The 21,229-nt window shown below is 58.8% G+C and carries 12 protein-coding genes and 2 pseudogenes; 9 read left to right on the top strand and 5 right to left on the bottom strand.

Annotated features, from left to right (window positions below; translation table 11 throughout):
- Nucleotides 1-181 precede the first annotated feature (181 nt).
- Nucleotides 182-1,599, bottom strand: a pseudogene (gene adeC, locus IQK56_RS25350) (AdeC/AdeK/OprM family multidrug efflux complex outer membrane factor).
- Nucleotides 1,599-2,393 (bottom strand): helix-turn-helix transcriptional regulator, encoded by a 795-nt coding sequence (locus tag IQK56_RS25345; protein ID WP_122305787.1) that lies wholly within the window; start codon nucleotides 2,391-2,393, stop codon nucleotides 1,599-1,601. The pseudogene adeC and the gene IQK56_RS25345 overlap by 1 nt, the downstream one beginning before the upstream one ends.
- A 488-nt stretch (nucleotides 2,394-2,881) precedes the next feature.
- On the opposite strand from IQK56_RS25345, the pseudogene IQK56_RS25340 reads away from it, so the two are divergent.
- Nucleotides 2,882-9,144, top strand: a pseudogene (locus IQK56_RS25340) (amino acid adenylation domain-containing protein).
- A 463-nt stretch (nucleotides 9,145-9,607) separates the two neighbouring features.
- On the opposite strand, the gene IQK56_RS25335 reads toward IQK56_RS25340, so the two are convergent.
- A complete protein-coding gene (locus tag IQK56_RS25335) occupies nucleotides 9,608-9,892 on the bottom strand; it encodes a hypothetical protein (protein ID WP_193862455.1) in 285 nt (94 codons plus the stop codon).
- Nucleotides 9,893-9,921: 29 nt separating this feature from the next.
- On the opposite strand from IQK56_RS25335, the gene IQK56_RS25330 reads away from it, so the two are divergent.
- The 5 genes from IQK56_RS25330 to IQK56_RS25310 are packed head-to-tail and all read left to right on the top strand — an operon-like array spanning nucleotide 9,922 to nucleotide 14,233.
- Nucleotides 9,922-10,779 (top strand): McbB family protein, encoded by an 858-nt coding sequence (locus tag IQK56_RS25330; protein ID WP_193862456.1) that lies wholly within the window; start codon nucleotides 9,922-9,924, stop codon nucleotides 10,777-10,779.
- On the top strand, nucleotides 10,776-11,582 hold the full coding sequence (locus IQK56_RS25325) for a SagB/ThcOx family dehydrogenase (RefSeq protein WP_193862457.1): 807 nt from the start codon (nucleotides 10,776-10,778) through the stop codon (nucleotides 11,580-11,582). The genes IQK56_RS25330 and IQK56_RS25325 overlap by 4 nt, the downstream gene beginning before the upstream one ends.
- Nucleotides 11,569-12,771 carry a YcaO-like family protein gene (locus IQK56_RS25320; RefSeq protein WP_341869545.1) on the top strand — a complete coding sequence of 401 codons (1,203 nt, stop codon included), beginning with the start codon at nucleotides 11,569-11,571 and terminating at the stop codon, nucleotides 12,769-12,771. The genes IQK56_RS25325 and IQK56_RS25320 overlap by 14 nt, the downstream gene beginning before the upstream one ends.
- An 8-nt stretch (nucleotides 12,772-12,779) precedes the next feature.
- Nucleotides 12,780-13,523, top strand: coding sequence for an ABC transporter permease (locus IQK56_RS25315; protein WP_193862458.1), 744 nt, complete (start codon nucleotides 12,780-12,782; stop codon nucleotides 13,521-13,523).
- A complete protein-coding gene (locus tag IQK56_RS25310) occupies nucleotides 13,523-14,233 on the top strand; it encodes an AAA family ATPase (protein WP_122305783.1) in 711 nt (236 codons plus the stop codon). The genes IQK56_RS25315 and IQK56_RS25310 overlap by 1 nt, the downstream gene beginning before the upstream one ends.
- Here the strand turns inward: IQK56_RS25310 and arnT are convergent.
- Complete coding sequence (gene arnT, locus IQK56_RS25305) at nucleotides 14,205-15,887, bottom strand: lipid IV(A) 4-amino-4-deoxy-L-arabinosyltransferase (RefSeq protein WP_193862459.1); 1,683 nt, start codon at nucleotides 15,885-15,887, stop codon at nucleotides 14,205-14,207. The genes IQK56_RS25310 and arnT overlap by 29 nt on opposite strands.
- A gap of 172 nt (nucleotides 15,888-16,059) precedes the next feature.
- A complete protein-coding gene (gene pmrG, locus IQK56_RS25300; RefSeq protein ID WP_122305781.1) occupies nucleotides 16,060-16,740 on the bottom strand; it encodes a lipopolysaccharide core heptose(II)-phosphate phosphatase PmrG in 681 nt (226 codons plus the stop codon).
- Nucleotides 16,741-17,009: 269 nt separating this feature from the next.
- On the opposite strand from pmrG, the gene IQK56_RS25295 reads away from it, so the two are divergent.
- Genes IQK56_RS25295 through IQK56_RS25285 form a run of 3 tightly spaced genes read left to right on the top strand, consistent with a single transcriptional unit; the run spans nucleotide 17,010 to nucleotide 21,193 of the window.
- Nucleotides 17,010-17,678, top strand: coding sequence for an ABC transporter ATP-binding protein (locus tag IQK56_RS25295; RefSeq protein ID WP_122305780.1), 669 nt, complete (start codon nucleotides 17,010-17,012; stop codon nucleotides 17,676-17,678).
- A gap of 1 nt (nucleotide 17,679) precedes the next feature.
- Nucleotides 17,680-20,142 carry an ABC transporter permease gene (locus IQK56_RS25290; RefSeq protein ID WP_193862460.1) on the top strand — a complete coding sequence of 821 codons (2,463 nt, stop codon included), beginning with the start codon at nucleotides 17,680-17,682 and terminating at the stop codon, nucleotides 20,140-20,142.
- Nucleotides 20,132-21,193 (top strand): lipocalin-like domain-containing protein, encoded by a 1,062-nt coding sequence (locus IQK56_RS25285; RefSeq protein ID WP_193862461.1) that lies wholly within the window; start codon nucleotides 20,132-20,134, stop codon nucleotides 21,191-21,193. Before IQK56_RS25290 ends, IQK56_RS25285 begins: the two co-directional genes overlap by 11 nt.
- Nucleotides 21,194-21,229: the final 36 nt, after the last annotated feature.

Genomic DNA, 21,229 nt, shown 5'->3' with positions numbered 1-21,229 from the left:
GCTTGTTGTGGTGAGCGGGCTTGCCCGCGCTGGGCTGCGCAGCAGCCCCAATACCATTCGTCACAAGGTCTCGGGTGAGCGGGGTTGTTGAGTAATGGGGACGCTTCGCGCCCCAGCGCGGGGCAAGCCCGCTCACTACAAAAAGGTAGCTCGCCACAAGATATTGCCCAGAGAACATGCTCTAGCGCTGCGTCGTCAGCACTGCCCCATCCCCCCACGCCCCACCCAGCGCGGTGTACAGGTTCACCTCCGCCACCAACTGTGCCAGCCGATCCACGATCAGTGCCTGTTGCGCGCTGAACAGCGAGCGCTGGGCGTCGAGGAAGGTCAGGTTGCTGTCCACGCCGCTGCGATAGCGGTGTTGGGCCAAATCGTAATACGCCTGGTTGGCGGCGACGAAATCGCGCTGTGCATTGAGCTGGTCGGTAAAGGTCTGCCGGGCCGCCAAGCCGTCGGCGACTTCCTGGAAGGCGGTCTGGATGGATTTTTCGTACTGCGCCACCGTGATGTCTTTTTGCAGTTTGGCGTAGTCGAGGCTGGCGCGCAGGCTGCCGGCGTTGAAGATCGGCAGGTTGATTTGCGGCTGGAACGTCCAGCTGCCAGAGCCGTCCTTGAACAGCCCCGACAGTTCGGTGCTGGTGCTGCCGGCGTTGGCGGTGAGGCTCACCGACGGGAAGAACGCGGCGCGGGCGGCGCCGATATTGGCATTGGCGGCGCGCAGTTGGTACTCGGCCTGGAGGATGTCCGGGCGGCGTTGCAGCAGATCCGAGGGCAACCCGGCGGGCACGCGGGCCACCAGGTCATCCGCCAGTGGACGGGATGGCAACGCTTGATCCACCGGGCCACCCACCAGCAGCGCCAGGTTATTGAGGTCTTGCGCAACCTGGCGCTCGTACCGGGCCACGCTGGCGCGGGTGCTTTCGACGCTGGTGCGCGCTTGCACCACGTCCAGGGCCGACGCTTTACCGGCGGTTTTACTACGGCTGGTCAGGTGCAGGCTGTGGTCGTTGGCCGTCAGGGTTTGCCGGGCCAGGGCCAACAGTTCCTGGTCGGCGCGCCAGGAGAGGTACGCATTGGCGACGTTGGCCACCAGGCTCAATTGCGCGCTGCGCCGCGCTTCTTCGGTGCCCAGGTAGGTGAGCATTGCCTGCTCGCTGAGGCTGCGCACGCGGCCGAAAAAATCCAGCTCATAGGCGCTGATGCCGAGGGTGGCGGAATAGGTGGACGTGATCGCCGGCTTACCGGTGCCATTCACCTCCCCAGGCACACGCTGGCGGGAACCGGCACCGGTGGCGGATATCGCGGGGAACAGGTCGGCACGCTGGATACGGTACTGTGCCTGGAAGGCCTCGACGTTCAACGCGGCCACCCGCAGATCACGGTTGTTGAGCAACGCTTCGCGGATCAGCTGTTGCAGCGCCGGGTCATGGAACAGCTGCTGCCAGTCCGAGGAGGGCGCCAGCGTGCGGCCTGTGCCAGCGCATACACGCCCGCCTGCGGATACTGTTCTGGCGTCGGCGCCTCGGGCCGCTGGTACTCAGGGATCAGCGAGCAGCCACCGAGCACGAAGGCCATGCCGGCGAGGGTGAGTGTTCTCATCAAGCGCCCACCATCCACTTCGCCAACCCATGCCGGCCACTCACACCCAGCTTGGCGGCGGCGCGCTTGAGGTAGGTCTCGATGGAGCTGTTTTTCACGCTGAGCTTTTCCGCCATTTGTGGCACGGTGCCGCCGGTCAACAGGCCGAGGCACACTTCCTGCTCACGGGCCGACAGGGTGATGTCTCCAAGGGACAGGCGCTTGTAGAACTCGCGTTGCAATTGCGATTGCTCAAGCAGCGTATAGCTCGGCTCGGCCTGGGCCTGCGGTGCCTGGCGCAGCACGTGGGCGTGGCGTTCGATCAGCGGCAGCAGGGTGTCGGACAGGCACTTGAGAAACGACAATTGGGCCAGGGAAAACCCGCGCTCGCTCGGCGGCCGGTAGAACGAAATCACACAGCGCCGGTTGCCCTGGCGCGACACCAGGTTGCACTGGTGCGAGGTGCCGCGAGGGTGGGCACTGTTTGGTTTGGCGCTCATCTGGATCAGCAAGGGGTCCTGCATGCTGAGCATTTGCTGGAGCAGCGGGTGGTCGTCCAACGGGCGTACGGCCAGCGGCGCAGGCAAGTCCTGCTTCTGGCCAGCGCTGCCAAGGAGCTTGATATCGAGCACGCGGTCGCGCAGCTCGTCGAGGGTCCATTCACTGAGGTCCACCAGGTGGATCGGTATCCATTTGCTGACCAGATGCAGCATATGGTCGGCAAACGCCTCATGGCCGCTGTGTGCAATCAATTCACCCATTTCAGCGTAGAAATTCGGGCTCTGTGTGTTACCCATGCTGCGCTTCAAACTCATAACCATCTCATCCTTGATGTCGATAACCGTCAACGAACTCCCTGGGCCTCTGGGGGGCGATCCGTTCCTCATGAACGAGAGTCGGCACTCGAGATTTTATTTAGCCAGGGGATTTGTCCTACGTATGTAGCGGAAACGAGGGACACAAGCTGCCATAAAAACCACGTCATTAATTCGACGTTTCTGAGAGCTGTTTCCAGTCAAGAAAAACGCAGCGTAAATCCATTAACTACTTAAGATTATGATTTATATAGAAAATAGATTTTTTAAATTGCAGTTATAAAAAGCCAGCAGCGACCAGATGTAGTCGATGTCCTACAACTCTTTAATCGTTTCAGCAGTGAACCTTCAGCCAACCCGGATCCATCCATTTGAATGTCCGGGTTTCGGGTGACAGACAGCCCCCGACCCCCATGCTCAAATCCGGCAATTTCGCCGTAATGGGGCTCCCTGCGCGGCCAGTGCCTGACACCCATGAGAAGGATCTTATGCAGCAATTTCCCAACCTTCCGGCCAGCTTTCCCCTCACCTCGGCCCAACAGGACATCTGGCTTGATCAACTGCGGATGGGCGATTCACCGCTCTACAACATCGGCGGTTATGTCGACTTCGAAGGTGCGGTGGTGCCTGAATTGATCCAGCGCGCCGTCGAGCAATTGGTGGCCCGGCACGACGCGCTACGCACTCAACTGCACAATGATGACCACGGCCTGCCTCGACAAACCTTCGCCCCTGCGTTGGTGACCGAAGTGGCACAGCACGATTTCTGCGCACTGCCCGACCCGCATGCAGCGAGCCAGGCCCTGATGCAGGCGCACATGGCACGGCCGTATCAGCGGGAGGCGCGCCACTGTTCCATTTTTTCCTGGTCAAGCTCGCCGACAACCACTACCGGCTCGGTACCCAGGCCCATCATGTGATCCTCGACGGCTGGGGGTTTGGGCAGATGCTGCAATCGTTGGCGCACCTGTATACCGCTCTTGAACAAGGCTACCCACTCGAGCCACTGGCACCGTCCTATATCGACTTTATCGACGCCGACCAGCGCTACCGCGACTCAGCGCGCTTCGCCCGCGACCGCGCCTACTGGCTGGATAAATACCAGGTGCTGCCGGAGCCTTTGTTCCCGTCGAGGTACGTCGCCCAGACAACCAGCAACACCCTGGCGCAACCCTTTCCCATCGTGCTGCTCAAGCGCATGGAACAGGTGGCCAGCCGTTACCAGGCGTCGGCGTTCCATGTGCTGCTGGCGGCGATGTATGTGTATTTCAGCCGCACCGCCCAGCGCCCGGAGTGGGTGGTAGGGCTGCCGATTCTGAACCGTTCCAACGCACGTTTTCGCGCCACCGTGGGCTTGTTTGCCCAGGTCAGCGCAGTGCGTTTGCAGTTCGATGAACACCTGCCGTTCGGTGCCTTGGTGCGCGGCGTGCGCGACCAGCTCAAGCAGGATTTCCGTCACCAGCGTTTCCCGTTGAGCGAGATGAACCGCGAGCTGGGCCTGCACCGTGCGGATCGCGCCCAACTGTTCGACTTGTCGGTGTCGTTCGAGCAGGACGCCCATGAACTGCGCTACGGCGCCACCCAGGCCCGGGCGATCAAGGTGTCCAACCACCATGAAGCGCTGCCGATCGCCTTCCACCTGCGCAGCAACCGCCACCAGGACACCGCAAGTCTGCATTGCGTCTACAACGAAGCGTACTTCCAGCACGACGAGGTGTTCGCCTTGACCCAGCGCTTTACCTGGTTGCTGGAGCAGGGGCTGGATAACACCGAGTTGCCAGTCGGCGCGTTCTCCATGGTCACGCCCGCCGAACAGGCCCTACTGCACCAATGGAACGCCACCGAACAAGCGCACGCGCAGCCACACACCCTGCACGCCCGCATCGAAGCCCAGGCCGTGCGCACGCCGGACGCTGTGGCCGCGATCTACCAGGGCCACCCGTTGACCTATGCCCAACTCAACCAAAAAGCCAATGGCCTGGCCCATCAACTGATTGAGCTGGGCGTGCAACCCGATGACCGTGTGGCCGTCCTGGCCCGGCGCGGTCTGGACACGCTGGTGGGCCTGCTGGGGATTCTCAAGGCCGGCGCCTGCTACGTGCCGGTCGACCCGGCCCATCCCGTCGAGCGCTTGAGCTATCTGCTGCAAGACAGCGCGCCGGTGGTGGTGCTCACCCAGCATGATTTGCTGCAGCGCCTGCCTGCCCAGGCGGTGCCGTTGATTGAGCTGGACCGACTGACGCGCCAGTTCGGCGCCAATCCGCATGTGGCCGTCAAGCCGTCGAACCTCGCCTACGTGATCTACACCTCCGGCTCCACCGGTTTGCCCAAAGGCGTGATGGTCGAGCACCACAGCGTCTGCAACCTGGTGGACTGGCACTGCCAGGCGTTCAACCTGCACGCGGGCAGCCACACCGCCAGCGTCGCAGGCTTTGGTTTTGACGCGATGGCCTGGGAAGTCTGGCCGGCGTTGTGCGTGGGCGCCACCTTGCACCTGCCACCGGCCCATGACGGCGCGGAGGACATTGACGCGCTGCTCGGTTGGTGGCGTGCGCAGCCGTTGGACGTGTGCTTCCTGCCGACGCCGGTGGCCGAATACGCCTTCAGCCAGCGTCTGGAGCACCCGACCCTGCGCACCTTGCTGATCGGCGGTGACCGCCTGCGCAGCTTCTTGCGTGCGCAGACTTTCGAGGTGATCAACAACTACGGTCCCACCGAGGCCACCGTGGTTGCCACCTTTGGCCGCGTCGTGGCAGGCCAGCCGTTGCATATCGGTGCGCCGGTCGCCAACGCGGCGATCTACCTGCTGGATGAGCGGCAGCGCCCGGTGCCCATCGGTGTGACGGGGGAGTTGTACGTCGGTGGTAAAGGCGTGGCGCGCGGCTACCTGAATCGCCCGGAACTGAGCGCCGAACGTTTTCTCGACAACCCGTTTGCGCCAGGCCGGATGTACCGCACCGGCGACCTCGCACGCTGGTTGCCCGACGGCAACCTTGAATACCTGGGCCGCAATGACGACCAGGTGAAAATCCGCGGCATGCGCATCGAGCTGGGGGAAATCGAATCGGCCCTGGCCACCTACGCGGATGTCCAGGAAGCCGTGGTGCAGTCTCGCGACGGGCAATTGCTCGCCTGGTTTATCCCACGCCAGCCCGTGGATATCGAAACCCTGCGCGCCCATCTGCAAGCCTCATTGCCGGACTACATGCTGCCAGCGGCCTACATGCCCCTGGACGCGTGGCCCCTGACCGCCAACGGCAAACTCGACCGCAAGGCATTGCCGGCACCGACCCAGGCGGCGTTCGTCACTCGCCGGTTCGAAGCGCCGCGAGCCGGTGTGGAAACCGTCCTCGCCCAGCTCTGGGCCGAGCTGTTGCAGGTGCAGCAAGTGGGCCGTCACGACCATTTCTTTGAACTGGGCGGGCACTCGTTGCTCGCCGTGCAATTGGTACAGCGCATGCGCCAGGCCGGGTTGCGCGCCGATGTGCAGGTGTTGTTCGGCCAGCCGACGTTGGCGGCTCTGGCGGCGGTGAGTGAAGGCCGCGACGTGGAGGTGCCGGCCAATCGCGTCCCCGCTGACTGTCGCCATATCACCCCGGAGTTGCTGGCGCTGGCCGAGCTGGATCAAGCCAGCATTGGTCGCATCGTCGCCGGTATTCCCGGCGGTGCGGCCAACGTGCAGGAAATCTACCCCCTGGCGCCGTTACAGGAAGGCTTGCTCTACCACCACCTCACCGACGAGCACGACCCGTACCAGCAACAGGCGCAGTTCAGTTTTGAGCGGCGCGACCAACTGGATGCCTTTGCCCAGGCCCTGCAACAGATAATCGACCGCCACGACATCCTGCGCACCAGCCTGGCGTGGGATGCCCTGGAGCAGCCGATGCAAGTGGTGTGGCGTGCGGCGCGCCTGCGCGTTGAACCTTGGTGTGAGGGTGACAGCCCGTTGGACTTGCGCCAGGCACCGTTGATGGCGCTGGACTATGCCGAAGCGCCCACGGGTTGGGTGGCCCGGCTGCGCTTTCATCACTTGGTGAACGATGCGACGTCCACCACGATCCTGATGCAGGAAATCCGCGCCCACCTGCTCGGCCGACAGGCGCAATTGCCGGCGCAGGTGCCGTATCGCAATGTGGTGGCGCAGTCCCGTTCACCGGCGCGCCAGGCTGCCCATGAGGCGTTTTTTCGTGCGCAACTGGGCGATGTGGATGAGCCCACCTTTGCCTTCGGCGTGCAGGCGCGCCAGGCCAATCGGACGGATACCGAAGAAGCGCAGCGTGCATTGAGTGACGACCTCAACCTGCGCTTGCGTGCCCAGGCCCGTGGTTTGGGCGTCAGCGCCGCCAGCCTGTTCCACTTGGCCTGGGCCCAGGTGCTCAGCCGCGTGGCGGGCCGCGATGACGGGGTGTTCGGCACCGTGTTGCTCGGCCGTTTGCAGGCGGGCGAGGGCGCCGATCGCGCCTTGGGCATGTTCATCAACACCTTGCCGTTGCGCCTGCACCTGGCCGGGCAAAACGTCGCGGATGCGTTGCGTGACACCCATCACCAACTCAGCGCCTTGCTCGCCCATGAGCAAGCGTCGCTGGCCTTGGCCCAGCGTTGCAGCGGCGCGGCGCCGCTGTTCAACAGCCTGCTCAATTACCGGCATACCGATGCCGAGCGCGACCTCGTGCTGGTGCCGGGCATAGCCCTGGTCAGTGCCGACGACATCCTCAGCTACCCGCTGATGCTCAGCGTGGACGATACCGCCGGCGGTTTTAACCTCAAGGCCAAGGCCCCGCGCACGGTTGGCGCCGAACGTACCCTGGACTACCTGGAAACCACGCTGATCAACCTGGCCGAGGCACTGGAACACACGCCGCAAGCGCCTTTGCGTGACGTGCAGGTGCTGCCCGCCCGCGAAGTGCAGACATTGCTGCTGGACTTCAACGCCACCGCCACCGACTACCCCGAAACCCTCACCGTCCAGGCCCTGTTCGAAGCCCATGCCCGGCACATTCCACACGCGGTGGCGGTGCAGGCCGGCGACCTGCAACTGACTTATCGCGAACTCAACGAGCGCGCCAACCGCCTGGCCTTCCACCTGCGCGAGCGTGGTGTGCAGCCGGATTCGCGCGTGGCGCTGTGCGTCGAGCGCGGCCTGGACCTGGTGGTGGGGTTGCTCGCGATCCTCAAGGCTGGCGGCGCCTATGTGCCGCTGGACCCCGGCTACCCCCGCGAACGCCTGGCCTACATGCTTCAGGACAGCCAACCGGTGGCGTTGCTGGTGCACGCGGCCACCCGCGACTTGCCCGGTGAAGTCGCCATCCCGGTGATCGATTTTGACCACTGCGCCTGGAGCCACGCGCCGGACGGCAACCCCTCGGTGCCAGGGTTGAGCGTCGCCAACCTGGCCTACGTGATGTACACCTCCGGCTCCACCGGCACGCCCAAGGGCGTGATGATCGAACATCGCGGCCTGGGCAACCTGATGCACTGGGGCTCGCAGTTGTGCCCCAATGCCGAGGGCGGTGCGCTGTTGCAACGGGCGCCGTTCAGCTTCGACGGCTCGGTCTGGGAGTTGTTCTGGCCGCTGGCCAATGGCATGCGCCTGGTCCTGGCGCGGCCTGATGGTCATCGCGAGCCGGCTTACCTGGCGCAAGTGATTCGTGAGCAACAGATCACTGTGATCAAATTCGTACCGGCGATGTTGCAGCAGTTCCTTGAACTGGAAGAGTCCGCCCTGTGCACCAGCCTCACCGATGTGCTGTGCGGCGGCGGCGAACTCACCGAAGCCCTGGCCCGTGGCGTGCAGGCGCGCTTGCCCAAGGTGCGCCTGCATAACGTCTACGGCCCCACCGAAGCCACGGTGGACAGCAGCGCCTGGACCCTGGAACCGGGCGCAGCGGTGCCTGCTTTGCAACTGCCGATTGGCCGGGCGATCAGCAACACGCGCCTGTATGTGCTGGACGAACACGACGCGCCGGTGCCCATGGGCGTCAGTGGCCAGTTGCATATCGGCGGCGTCGGCGTGGCCCGTGGGTATCTGGGGTTGGAGCAGCTGACGGCCGAGCGCTTTATCGACAGCCCGTTTGTGCCGGGGGATCGGCTGTACCGCACCGGCGACCTGGTGCGCTACCTGCCGGACGGCAACCTGGAATTCCTCGGACGTAACGACTTCCAGGTCAAACTGCGCGGCGTGCGTCTGGAACTGGGGGAAATCGAATCCTGCCTGCTGGCGCATCCAGCGTTGCGTGAGGTGGCGGTGCTGATTCGCGATGAGCGACTGGTCGCCTACTTCACCGTGCGCGTGGCGTCGCCGAGCCTGGAAGATCTGCGTGCCCATGTGCTGGCGCAGTTGCCGGAATACATGGTGCCGGCGGCCTTCGTAGCCCTGGATGAATTACCCCTCAACCCCGCCGGCAAACTCGACCGCAAAGCCCTGCCGGAACCGGGCCTGGAGGCGGTGCTCAGCCGCGCCTATGAAGCGCCCCAGGGCGAAGTGGAAACCCTGATGGCCGGGATCTGGGCGCAGGTGCTCAAGCTGGAACGGGTAGGGCGCCACGACCACTTCTTCGAACTGGGCGGGCACTCCCTGTTGGCGGTGAACCTGGTAGCGCGCCTGCGCAAGGCCGGGCTGGAGGTGGATGCGCGCAGCTTGTTCAGCCAGCCGACGCTGGCGCAACTGGCCGCCAGGACCATGGCGCAGGTGCAGCGGGTGGAGGTGGCGCAGACGGCGATTCCGCAGCTTGATCGGCGGCGGCGGATTTGAATATGAAAGGCAATCAATGTGGGCTTGCCAACTCCCGCAATGATCGCCCGTTTTTAATCCACTCCTGATTTATCCGCTACGGGGTTGTAAATCATCCTTCGAGTACCTTTTTCAACGATAAAGCATGAGCGAGCCAGGCGTTAGGGACTGGTATGGACGACTTATAAGAAAATACATGCCGTTTGTCGGATGTTTTTGTTGGTTTTCTCGGTAAAGACTCTGAGTCTTGAAAACTTCCTCGGGATCAGGAAAGATTTTTAGTGCGAATCTACGGTTCGTAAGTTCTTAATTCTATAAGTGTTCACATCTTTCCATTCTTGGTTGGTTGGAGGTTGATGTTGCTCGCAAGTATTTAACTTCTGAAATTAGCGAGGGAAATTTCCTAAATGCGTTGGTTAATTTTCCTACGTGGAATATTTTATTTTTTTGGGGTTTTTTCCAAGCGTGTACTAGATTGTTTTTGTCACTTCGGGAAGTGGCTGAGTACAACTTTTGTGAAAGGAGAGATGAAATGAAAAATGAAGAATTCGGCGAACTTATCTTCAGCTTTGACCACGAGTATGGGTTCAACCCATACGCAGGTAACGCGGGTGCATCTGGAAGCCAGGGGGGGTGTGGCGGCAGCGGTGGATGTGGCGGCGGCGGGGGATGTAATGGCGGGAGCGGTGGTCATAACGGAATAGCGGAGCAACCAGTTACGGATGAATGAGTTCAGTCCTAACTCACCTAATGAGGTTTTCTGGGTCACGCCGGGAAACCTCTGCGAGGAGAGATTCAATGAATATGATCATACCTAATTACGAGATTTTGAACTTTGATGTAGAAAGCCTCGTGGTGTCAGACGTGGGCATCTCAAAAGTACATTCGCAACCCCTGCTGGAAGTGCTCAGGCAGCTTAGATTTTCTAACGTAATCAGCAAAAATGAATTGTATAGGATGCTTTCAGAAAAGGGCTTGCACGAAAGTGATGCTTTTGAGTTTTTGGAACGAATAATTCCATTTAAAAGTGCGGATGAGATATATTTTGAAAAGACGATCATTGTTCATGACTGGGAGGGGCAAGCGGATATAGAGAGTTTGTTTGGAGAAGAATTATCCGGATGCGCAGAGTTTAAGGGGTTCTCGGATGATATTGTAAAGGCAGTTAGTGATGTCAGATGTTTTGTTGTGTTCGTGTGCCATTCATATGACTATGATCAGCTCAAAAAGATCTATTTTGATGTTGCGCGCGCGTCGCCGAAAAGTGCTGTCAGTGTTTGTTGGCGAATGGGAGGTTTTTTTAGCATAGGGCAGCCCTATATTGCAGATCTAGGAAGTCCGTGCCATTTCTGTATCGTCGACAGACTTATTTGTAATGAGTTTGTAGTGCCGGCTAAAAATAAATGGGCAAGCGTTCTGGCGTTTTGTAAAAATAAACATGTGAGTGTTCCGTCTGCGACGCTAAGTCTTTACCAGGAAATGCTGGTGATTGGTGCAGTTATCAGGAAAGTTAAATATTTTACTGAGTGTAATGGTGAGCGTAAATACCAAGATAATATTTTGTACAATTCATATGTTCAATTAATTGATGGCAAGATCTTTGAGGAGTCTACGTCGCATTGGTACATGTGTGATTGTCTAGGGGCGGACAAATGAAGAATATTCCGCATGATTATTATCTCAGGTTTATTGATACTTCAGTTTACAATGAGGTTCTTGATTTTCATAGCAAAGCTAATTTTACATTTCATGAGGCGTTTCAAGGGAAAACGAGTCTTCATTTTTTGGACGAAGAGCAGTTGGCGCAATTAACTGGAAATGAGCTAATTCTTTATCCCGATATGGATTTGACGGTAACGTTAACGTTGCGTGAAGAGCACAAGGAACGGTGGTTGTACCGAAATGAATCGTGTGAACGTTTTTCATCTACGTCTTTGGATTTTTCGGCTGTTGAAGAACTCGTGTTGCCACTGCTCTCACCTCGGGAGGGTTCCTACAAGAGAGGATATCCTAGTGGAGGCGCACTTTATCCTGTTGAAGTCTTCCTTTGTTCACTCACGAAAGAAAATTCCGGATGGCCCGCCCCCGGAAAAATTCTTCACTTACTTCCACGATCCAGAAAGTTTGAGGTCATGCAGATTGAGGTCGACGCCGACGCACTCAAGGCCGCGCTACTATCCTCTTCAAATAATATTGGATATCCCAGTATAGCTATAATTTATATGGTTTATATGCCGAAAAATTTGTTTAAGTATCGGTATCGCGGGTACCGTATGGCGTTGATGGAGGTTGGCTCGATATATATGCTTGTAGAGCTTCAAGCTAAGTCTTTAGGCCTTGCATGTCGTCTTTGGTCTGCGTATACGGATTCGATGCTCTGCAAAGTTTTGGGGCTCAATCCAACCTTGTTCTTTCCAATGTGCATTCATTTTATAGGTGGGCATTGTGAAAATAATTAATGCAATAAACGATCCTGATGTGCCCGGAATGATGTTGTTTCAGCCTGCTGGCGTGCTCCAGTTGCCTAACTCCGTGGAAATATCTGATGCTCAATCTGTCAATGGGTCGGGAGTGGGAGGGGGATCGAATTCAATTAAAACAGCCATAGGTGAGTATTTTGAGCGGCGTCATTTTTACAGAGAAGTTGTTTCAAATAAGCGTGGCTGTCTGGGTGGGTCGTTAAGGACGCATGAAGTTAAAGGTTTTGCGAAAGCATTTTTTCAGACTGGATGTAAAAGCGATTGCAATCCAGAGATTGAGAATTATCCGTTCGCTCTAAGCGAGGTGGTTAGGATTTCGGATTTGTCACCTTGCTTTATTCCTACTGTATGTATGTCACTTTCTTCCTATGGTCTTGAGCAGGATAGCCTCTTTTATCCGCTGAGAGATACATGTGGGTGTAGTTTTCATTGGTGTTCAGAGTTCGCATTTCTAGGCGCGGTAAAAGAATGTCTTGAGCGTCAATTTCTTCTGCGGTTTTGGCTGACAGGAAAGTGTCAGTCACGAATTTCTGATTTTCAAGTGAGGGCGCTGCTGCTGAAAAGAAATGTTCGCCACCTTTATAATGCTCTAACTACTTCGGGGGACATAACTTTCTTTGATATCTCGGATGTCAGGTTTCCCGGGGTGTGTTTGCTGGTTGTGTACGGTCAGAGTAAGAGTGGTCATCACGTGAAGTACTGTGCTGGAATGTCTTATTCTTCCGCCCTTGAGTTTGCAGTTGAAAAGTCGTTACTTGAGTTATGGCAGACGTATCGATTTATGGACCTGTTCAAAAGTGTTGGCTCTGATGAACTCAAAATAGAAGACTATTATTTGCGTTATTTTATGAGCTGTAATACATATGAAACCTATCAAGAGATCAGTGATGTCGAAGTGGTAGGGCAGGGGCGCAGGCAAGGTTCATCGTTAGCGTTTACGTTATCGGGTTTTTTGTCTGCGCTGAACAATCAGCGCATCTCGGGGTATTTTTATACTAGAGCTGAAAAGCTGAAGGGCGCCAGTTGTGTGTTTAGTAAGTTTGTCTCGCCTGATCTCTTTCTTCATATGAATAACTCAAAAAACTGTAATATATACAATAAGTTTTCCAAGGAGTTCGCATCCTCGATGCTAGTCTCCCGTATGAATAGAATGGTCCCGTTTCCCTGAGGTGTGTAATGAATCGCTACTCATTCGTTAAGCCTGTGTTGCTGGCGTCACTATTCGTTAAAGAACAATTAAAAGAACCCGTTGCTCTGTTCTGGTCCGTGTTGTCTCCGTCGGTTACTTACTATTTAATAACCTATTCGAGAGGTGCGAATAAATACGCGCCCAATGACTACTTGTCCAGTGCGTCGTGGTTCTATTCCTTCGTCGCTTCAAGTGTTGCCTTGTTTGGATTGGCGTTTTATATCGTTGGTCGAAGGGAAAGTGGGTTTTTGAGGTCTTTTGTCTATACGAATGATAATAAAATTGTTTTTCTTTTTGGGCATTTTTTAGCCTATTCTATAATATCGCTCGTTTATTGTTGTGTTTTTTATGTGCTGACTCGCAGTTATAATGGTGTGCCCGAGCTGGAAGAGCTTTTTGGCATCCTTGGGCGATTTTATATCTGTTTTCTATTATTTTCGATACCGGCTCTCTTGTTGACCCTTGCCCCCTTAGGTTTTCAAAATTCAAGCACTGTTTTTTCCATTGTGTCGCTTGCAATGTTAGCGCTTGGAATCGTCAGCATTGGGACGTCCAGCCCTTTTCTTGAAAGAGTAAGTTTTTTTAATCCTATGTGGTGGGCTAACCATATTATGTTGGTAGGTGTCGCTGAGTGCTGGTTCATAGCGTTGGTTATTGGTGCTTCGTTTTTTGTTTCTCTATGGTTGGTGTTTCGGTTTTTAACTATTAATCCTGTATGGAGTCGTTATTGATGAAACGGCTTGTTGTGAATTCACTTGAGGTCAGGTGTGCGCGGAGAATTTTGTTCGAAGATGCCACGCTGACCGTTGAGGCTGGGTCAATATGCGGATTGTTAGGTGCTAACGGGTCTGGTAAGACTACGTTCTTTGATGTGGTGTGTGGCTTGAAAAAAATAGAAGCAGGTGAGGTGGTTCGGTCTTTTTCAAAGTTGCTTTACTTGTCGCAAATTATTAGTACGCCACCTGTATTTCGTATGTTTGATGTTTTCAAGATGACCATGCTTTTTTGCTCTGACAGTAAGCTTGATAAACAACATGCGCTGGAGAAAATTGAGAGGTGGAGTCCTGGGATAGCAGAGCGGTATTGCGAAATATGGACAAAAAAATCATCTCTGTGCAGTTATGGGGAAAAACGCTGGTTTTTTACGTTGTCTCTTCTTAGCGCCAACGCTGACCTGGTTATCTTGGATGAACCTACCGCGGGTGTTGATCCTGAGTTTCGTCATCATATTTGGAAGTGTCTGGAGGGCGCCGCCGAGGAAGGAGTCGCCGTACTGGTCTCATCGCATAATGTTGATGAGATCGTTGCTCACTGCGATGAGTTCTACATGGTCAGCCAGCGGCGGTTCAATCGTTTCACTGATGCCCAAGGTTTCATGCGGGCGTACGGCGCTAATAGTCTGGACGAGGCTTTTATTTATGCAGCGAGTCTACCCCTGTAGCAGGCAACTGCGGATATAGGATCAACTGTAAATACCCCTTGGAATAACGCCTTCCTCCCAGCGGCAACTGCCCGGCCTCGCGCATTTCACTGGTGCTGTCGACCCGCATCAGCACGCCCACCGAGCCGTGTTGGCGCGCCTCGGCGAGCCAGGCCTGTACCTGATCCAGCTCGACTTTACGCTGGCCTGAATCCGCGAACTGCAAGCCGTAGCGCAGTTCGCCCTCGGTGCCATACAGCGTCACATCGGCGCGTTGCAGGCGCCAGGCGAGGGCGCTGGCGCTGCCCAGTTCGTTGCTCAGCAGGGCATGGGTATGTTGCAACGCGTCCAGGTGTTCCAGAACGAACTGGTCGGGCATTTCGTTATCGGCGATCTGCGCCGGCATGCTCGCCGGCAGCAGGATCACCAGTACGCCGATGCCCATGGCCGGCAGCGCCCATAGCGTGAGCGGGCGCACGGCTTGCAGCAGGTTGGTGAGGATCCACACCAGCAACACGATGAAGGCCAGGGACAAGCTGAACATCTCGGCGAGGCTGTTGCCGTACAGCGGCCGGGCGATTTGCAGGTAGATCAGGCCGACCATGGCCGCCATGCCGATCACAAGGTTGAGCAGGCCGTTGAGCCTGATTGCGCGTGGGTGTTCGTTGCGCAGCAGGTCACTCAAGGTGTGTCCCATCAGCAATGCCAGGGGCAACAGGCAGGGCATGATATAGGTCGGCAGCTTGCCGTTGCTCAGGCTGAAAAAGCCCAGGGGCAGCAGCAGCCACAAGGTCAGGAAACCGACGGCAGGCTGGCGTATTTGCTGCCAGGCCTGGCGCAGGGTGTTGGGAAGCAGGCCGGCCCAGGGCAGGCACGACACGGCGATGATCGGCAGGAAGAACCACCAGGGCCGCACGTGTTGCGCGTTGTCGGCGCTGAAGCGGCGAATGTGTTCATTCCAGAAAAAGAAGCGCCAGAAGTCCGGTTCCTGGCTATGGATCGCCAGGACCCATGGCAGGCACACCAGCACCGCCACACTTATGGCCAGCGGGCCATAACGCAACAGCTCGCCAAGGCGCCGTTGCCAGAGCATATAGGGCACGGCAATCAATACGGGCAGCGCCCACGCCAGGAAGCCCTTGGTCATGAAGCCCATTGCACAGGCAAATCCCAACACCGCCCAGGCCGTCAGGCGTCCACGCGGGTTGCTGCTGTCGAGGGCAAACCACAGCGCCACCAGGCTCAGGTTGACCCAGAGGGTGAATTGCGGATCCAGGTTGGAATATCCCGCTTGCCCGGCCACCAGGCCAAAACTCAGGTAAAGCAGGGCACAGGCGACGCTTTTGCGCGGGTCGTTCCACAGGCGGCGAGCGATCAGGTAGGCCAGCATCACGCTCAAGCCGCTGGTCAGGGCTGAGGCGATGCGTACGCCGAACAGGTTCTGGCCGAACACGGCTTGGCCCAACGCGATCAGCCAATAACCGGCGGCGGGTTTTTCGAAATAGCGCACGCCCATGAAGTGCGGCGCCACCCAGTTACCGGACTGCAGCATTTCCTGGCTGATCTGGGCGTAGCGGGTCTCATCCGGGATCCACAGGCCGTGCAGGCCCAGGGGCAACAGATAGAACGCGGCGAAGGAGAGCAACAACAGATACAGGGGATTCAAACGGGTCATGAAAACGTCGCTCCTTGACGTTTAAAGCCAGGGTTCTTAAGTAATGGGGTCATCGTGCAAACAGTCACAGCGGTCACTAAGTAACGGGAGAGAGTCATGGTGGGCTTAATTAAAAGGCGCAACTAAACATGCCAGAACAGGGCTGTCTTTTTGCTGAACATAGGCAATCACATCAGAGATGTTTGAGCGCAGCCGACCAGTCCGGATTGTTCATGATGCCCAGGGTCTTGAATTTACCGTTCGGCAACACTTGCACGAACAGGGCGCTGCCATACTCGGGGAATGCCGCGCGGGGGAAGCCCTGGGATTTTTCGAAGTCGGCGATGCAGCCGCTGTGCGTCACAAATACCAGATTGCGCCCCGGCTGCTTGTGGCTGAGCAATTCTTCACCCATGGCTGCGCCGCAGACGGCTTGCTGTCCGGAGGTCAGCTCGTTTTTGCCGAACATGAAGCGCAAGGTCTGGGCGGTACGAATGGCCGGGCTGGCGAGCACGTCGCTGCCTTCCATGCCCAATGATTTAAAGGCGTTGCCGAGTTTTTCGGCCTGTTGGCTGCCGTTGATTGTCAGGCCTTCGACCGGCCCCAGGCACGGGTTGGTCGAGCGGTCGCAGCGCTCTTCATGACGCACCAACACGATCACGTCGCCGTCGCGCCACAGCGGCATGACCTGGGAGGTCAGCAGGCGATTGCCCACGCCAAGGTCCCGTGGCGAAGCCGGCCAAAGCAGGCTGCAAGCGAGCAGCGCAGTGATCACGGCAATGCCAAGCCACAGATGTTGCAGGCGCTTGAAAAAAGCCCGGGGCGAGCGCGGTTTGGTCAGGGTAATGTCTACCACTTCATTCACCTTGGACACTGTTGGCAATGTTGTATTAATTAGGCGCAACTTGTTGGCGAATAGCCGCAGTGAAGCAGGAGGCTGTCACAGGGCTGCTGTCTTTTCGCTGAACATGCGGCGGTTAAAAACTGTCAGCCGTGACCACTGATCAAGTGGCCGACGCGTGACGCATAGCCGGCAATTTAGAGACACGCGAGTGGGCAACCGGTGAAATCCATGTGAAAAATTTGCGTGGCCCCAAGGCGCAGCCGTTATTCTCGATGGCCGCCCATCAATCGAGTGCTCCCATGTTGCAGGTGCAAGGTGTCTTCAAAAGCTACGCGACCCCTCAAGGCCCATTGGCGGTATTGGCCGGCGTGGATTTGCACCTGGCTGCACGCAGCAGCCTGGCGTTGATGGGCGAGTCGGGCAGCGGCAAGAGCACCTTGTTGCACCTGGTGGCGGGGCTTGATCGGCTGGATCGCGGCAGTATCCAGGTGGGTGAGCAGCGTCTCGACCAGATGAGCGAGGCGCAACTGGCCCACTGGCGGCGCACTGAAATCGGCCTGGTGTTCCAGCAGTTCAACCTCATCGGCAGTTTGCGCGTTGACGACAACCTGGCGTTTCAGGCCCGGCTGGCGGGGCGCTTTGATCCGCGCTGGCAGGCGCAGTTGGTCGAACGCCTGGGCCTGGGCGATTTGCTCAAGCGTTATCCGGAACAGCTCTCGGGCGGCCAGCAACAGCGGGTCGCGGTAGGTCGGGCCCTGGCGTCACGGCCAGGCCTGCTGTTGGCTGACGAACCCACCGGCAACCTCGACGAAGCCACCAGTGACGAGGTGCTGCAATTGCTGCTGGACCTGTTGCGTGACAGCCCCACCAGCCTGTTGATGGTCACTCACAGCCCACGCATCGCGGCGCGGCTGGACCAGCAGGTGGTGTTGCAGCGCGGCCGGGTCCTGCCGGCGGATGCGCGCTGACATGGCGGTGTTTTATTGGACGCTGCGGGCGTTGCTCAGCCATTGGCGGCGCCATCCGGTGCAGTTCTTCAGCGTGCTTACCGGCTTGTGGCTGGCCACTGCACTCTTGACCGGCGTGCAGGCCCTCAATAGTCAGGCGCGCGACAGTTATGCCCGCGCCAGCCAGTTGATCGGCGGCGAACCCCAGGCCAGCCTCAGTGCGCCGGACGCGGCCAGTTTTCCGCAAGCGCTGTTTGCCCACTTGCGCCGCGCCGGTTGGCCGGTGTCGCCGGTGGTGCAGGGGCGTTTGCAGCTCAAGGGGCATGAGGACGTGCGCCTGCAATTGATGGGCATTGACCCGCTGTCGTTGCCCGGCAGCGGCGCGGTCGCGGGGCAGCGCTTGAGCCAGGCGCAGATGCTTGCCTTCTTTGAGCCGCCGGGGCGGACCTGGATCGCGCCGCAAACCTTGCAGGCCCTGGGGCTGCTCGAAGGGCAGCAACCCCTGGCGCAGAACGGGCAACGCCTGCCGCCCCTGCACGCCCAGCCGGACATGGCGCCCGGCCTGTTGCTCACCGATATCGGCTTTGCTCAACCCCTGCTGGAGATGCCTGAGCAACTATCGCGACTGCTGGTGGACAAGACCTTCGCCGCCGGACATCCCGCGCCACCCGCCGGGCTGCAACTCAGGCAGGGCGAGGACAACAACCTGGCGCGCCTTACCGAAAGCTTTCACCTGAACCTTGATGCGCTGGGCTTCCTGTCCTTTGTGGTGGGGCTGTTTATCGTGCACGCGGCCATCGGCCTGGCTCTGGAACAACGACGCGCACTGCTGCGCACCTTGCGTGCCTGCGGGGTCAGTGCGCGTTTGTTGATCCTCGGGCTTGGGGTGGAGTTGGGCGCGTTGTCGCTGCTGGGCGGTGTGCTTGGCGTTGCCAGCGGATACCTGCTGGCCAGCCTGCTGCTGCCGGATGTGGCTGCCAGCCTGAGGGGGTTATATGGCGCCGAAGTACCGGGACAGCTAAGCCTCAGCCCGTGGTGGTGGTTGGCGGGGCTCGGCTTGAGCCTGTTGGGCGCCTTGCTTGCCGGCGCCAGTAGCGTGTGGCGGGCGGCGCGCCTGCCGTTGCTGGCGCTGGCCAACGCCCAGGCCTGGCACGAAGCCCACGGCCGTTGGTTACGGCGCCAGGGCTGGGTCGCAGGAGCGGCGTTGCTGCTCGCGCTGTTGGCGTTGTGGCTGGGGGATAGCCTGGCGTCTGGTTTTGTATTGATGGCGGCGTTATTGCTCGGCGCTGCCTTGGGCTTGCCGGTGCTGCTCAACGGGCTGCTCAAGGCCGTGCTGGGGCGCAGTCGTTCGGTACTGGGCCAATGGTTTCTCGCCGATTGCCGCCAACAATTGCCAGCCTTGAGCCTGGCACTGATGGCGTTGCTGCTGGCCCTGGCCGCGAACATCGGCGCGGGCTCCATGACGTCAGGCTTTCGCCACACCTTCAATCATTGGCTGGAACAACGCCTGACTGCCGAGTTGTACCTCAACCCACAAACCCCGGCCCAGGCGGATCAGCTCAGCACCTGGCTGGCGCACCAACCGCGGGTACAGAGGGTGTTGCCGACCTGGCAGGTCGCGGTGCAAGTGCAGGGCTGGCCGGCGGATGTGTTCGGGGTGGTCGATGATCCGACCTATCGTCAGCATTGGCCGTTGTTGGAGGCTGTCGCTGAACCCTGGGATCAACTGCTGGGTGACGACACTTTGATGCTCAGCGAGCAGTTGGCGCGCAGGCTTTCAGTCAGGCTCGGGGATTCGATCGATATCCCCACGCCGCACGGTGCCTGGTCACCCAAGGTGGTGGGGATCTACGCCGATTACGGTAATCCCAAGGGGCATATCCTGGTCAATTCCAAGCACTTGCTGGCGCACTGGCCGACCCTCTCGCCGGCGCGGTTCAACCTGCGCGTCGCGCCGCCCGATGTGGCGCCACTGGTGCGCGACGTGCAGCGCGAATTTGCCCTGGACGACAGCCGCATTGTCGATCAACAGCAACTCAAGGGCTGGTCGAGCCAGGTGTTCGAACGCACCTTCGCCGCGACCGCCGCCCTCAACAGCCTGACCCTGGGCGTGGCCGGCGTGGCGCTGTTCATCAGCCTGCTGACTCAGAGCCAGAGCCGCCTCGGCCAACTCGCACCGCTGTGGGCGCTGGGCGTGACACGGCGGCAATTGATGCTGCTGAACCTGGGCCAGACCTGGCTGCTGGCGGTGCTCACGCTGATGCTGGCGTTGCCGCTGGGGCTGCTGCTGGCGTGGTGCCTGGACGCGGTGATCAACGTGCAGGCCTTTGGCTGGCGGCTACCGTTGCAGGTGTTCCCGTGGCAGCTCGCACAATTACTCGGGCTGGCGATGCTGGCCACATTGTTAGCATCGGCCTGGCCGCTGTGGCAGTTGTACCGCAGCCGCCCGGCGGATTTGCTTCGGACCTTTGCCCATGAAGATTAAGGCGTTGATCTGCGCGTTATGGCTGCTGGCGGCCTGTGACAAAGTCCCCGCACCCCAGGAGAGCTTTGCAGGCCTGGGCAGCGATGCAGCGGACTTTGCCCAGGTGGTGCCTGGCAAGGTGTTGAGCTTTCCCGAGGACCACGGCCCCCATGACGGCTTTCGCATCGAGTGGTGGTACGTCACCGCCAACCTCAAGGACGCCGACGGCAATGTGTTCGGCGTGCAATGGACGCTGTTTCGCAACGCTTTGAAAGCCGGCCCGACCCAAGCGGGCTGGCAGGATTCGACGGTGTGGCTCGGCCATGCCGCCGTCACCTCCGCCAACCGCCATTACGCCGCCGAACGCCTGGCCCGTGGCGGCGTTGGCCAGGCCGGTGCCCAGGCCGCGCCGTTCACTGCGTGGATCGACGATTGGAACTTTGCCAGCCGCCCAGGCGCGGCCAGTGCATTGGCGGATATGCAACTCAAGGCCAGCGATGCGCACTTTGCCTACGACCTGCGCCTCACCTCCAGTCGGCCATTGGTGTTGCAAGGCGACAATGGCTACAGCCGCAAATCCGATCAGGGCCAGGCGTCTTACTACTACAGCCAGCCGTTCTTCACTGCCAGCGGCAGTGTCAGCATCGACGGAAACACCTATCAAGTCACCGGCCCGGCCTGGCTCGACCGCGAATGGAGCAGCCAACCCCTGAGCGCCAACCAGACCGGTTGGGACTGGTTCTCCCTGCACCTGGACCGGGGCGCGCAACTGATGCTGTTTCGCGTACGGCAGAAGGACGGCGGCGGTTATCTCACCGGCACCTGGATCGACGCCCAGGGACGTACCGAGACCTTGCACAACGCCGATATCCAACTCGCCCCGCTGGAAACCACGGCCATTGACGGGCGCAACATGCCTACGCGCTGGTCGCTGAAAATTCCTCGCAAACAGCTGGATATCACCACCGAGGCCGTCAACCCGAATGCCTGGATGAACCTGGGGATTCCGTATTGGGAAGGGCCGGTGCGGTTTGAGGGCGGCGTGGGGTATTTGGAGATGACCGGGTATTAAGGCGGATTCGAGGTCGCACATGTGGGAGGGGGCAAG

Source organism: Pseudomonas cyclaminis, assembly GCF_015163715.1.
In the GTDB taxonomy this organism is placed as follows: domain Bacteria; phylum Pseudomonadota; class Gammaproteobacteria; order Pseudomonadales; family Pseudomonadaceae; genus Aquipseudomonas; species Aquipseudomonas cyclaminis.
Note: the sequence above shows the minus strand (reverse complement) of the source record. Positions and strands in the feature narration are given on the sequence as shown.

Bases quoted from the DNA above. Each gene is read 5' to 3' on its own strand.
- IQK56_RS25345 (WP_122305787.1), bottom strand. From the start codon at position 2,393: ATGAGTTTGAAGCGCAGCATGGGTAACACACAGAGCCCGAATTTCTAC.
- IQK56_RS25330 (WP_193862456.1), top strand. From the start codon at position 9,922: ATGAATATGATCATACCTAATTACGAGATTTTGAACTTTGATGTAGAA.
- IQK56_RS25325 (WP_193862457.1), top strand. From the start codon at position 10,776: ATGAAGAATATTCCGCATGATTATTATCTCAGGTTTATTGATACTTCA.
- IQK56_RS25315 (WP_193862458.1), top strand. From the start codon at position 12,780: ATGAATCGCTACTCATTCGTTAAGCCTGTGTTGCTGGCGTCACTATTC.
- IQK56_RS25310 (WP_122305783.1), top strand. From the start codon at position 13,523: ATGAAACGGCTTGTTGTGAATTCACTTGAGGTCAGGTGTGCGCGGAGA.
- arnT (WP_193862459.1), bottom strand. From the start codon at position 15,887: ATGACCCGTTTGAATCCCCTGTATCTGTTGTTGCTCTCCTTCGCCGCG.
- IQK56_RS25295 (WP_122305780.1), top strand. From the start codon at position 17,010: ATGTTGCAGGTGCAAGGTGTCTTCAAAAGCTACGCGACCCCTCAAGGC.
- IQK56_RS25290 (WP_193862460.1), top strand. From the start codon at position 17,680: ATGGCGGTGTTTTATTGGACGCTGCGGGCGTTGCTCAGCCATTGGCGG.
- IQK56_RS25285 (WP_193862461.1), top strand. From the start codon at position 20,132: ATGAAGATTAAGGCGTTGATCTGCGCGTTATGGCTGCTGGCGGCCTGT.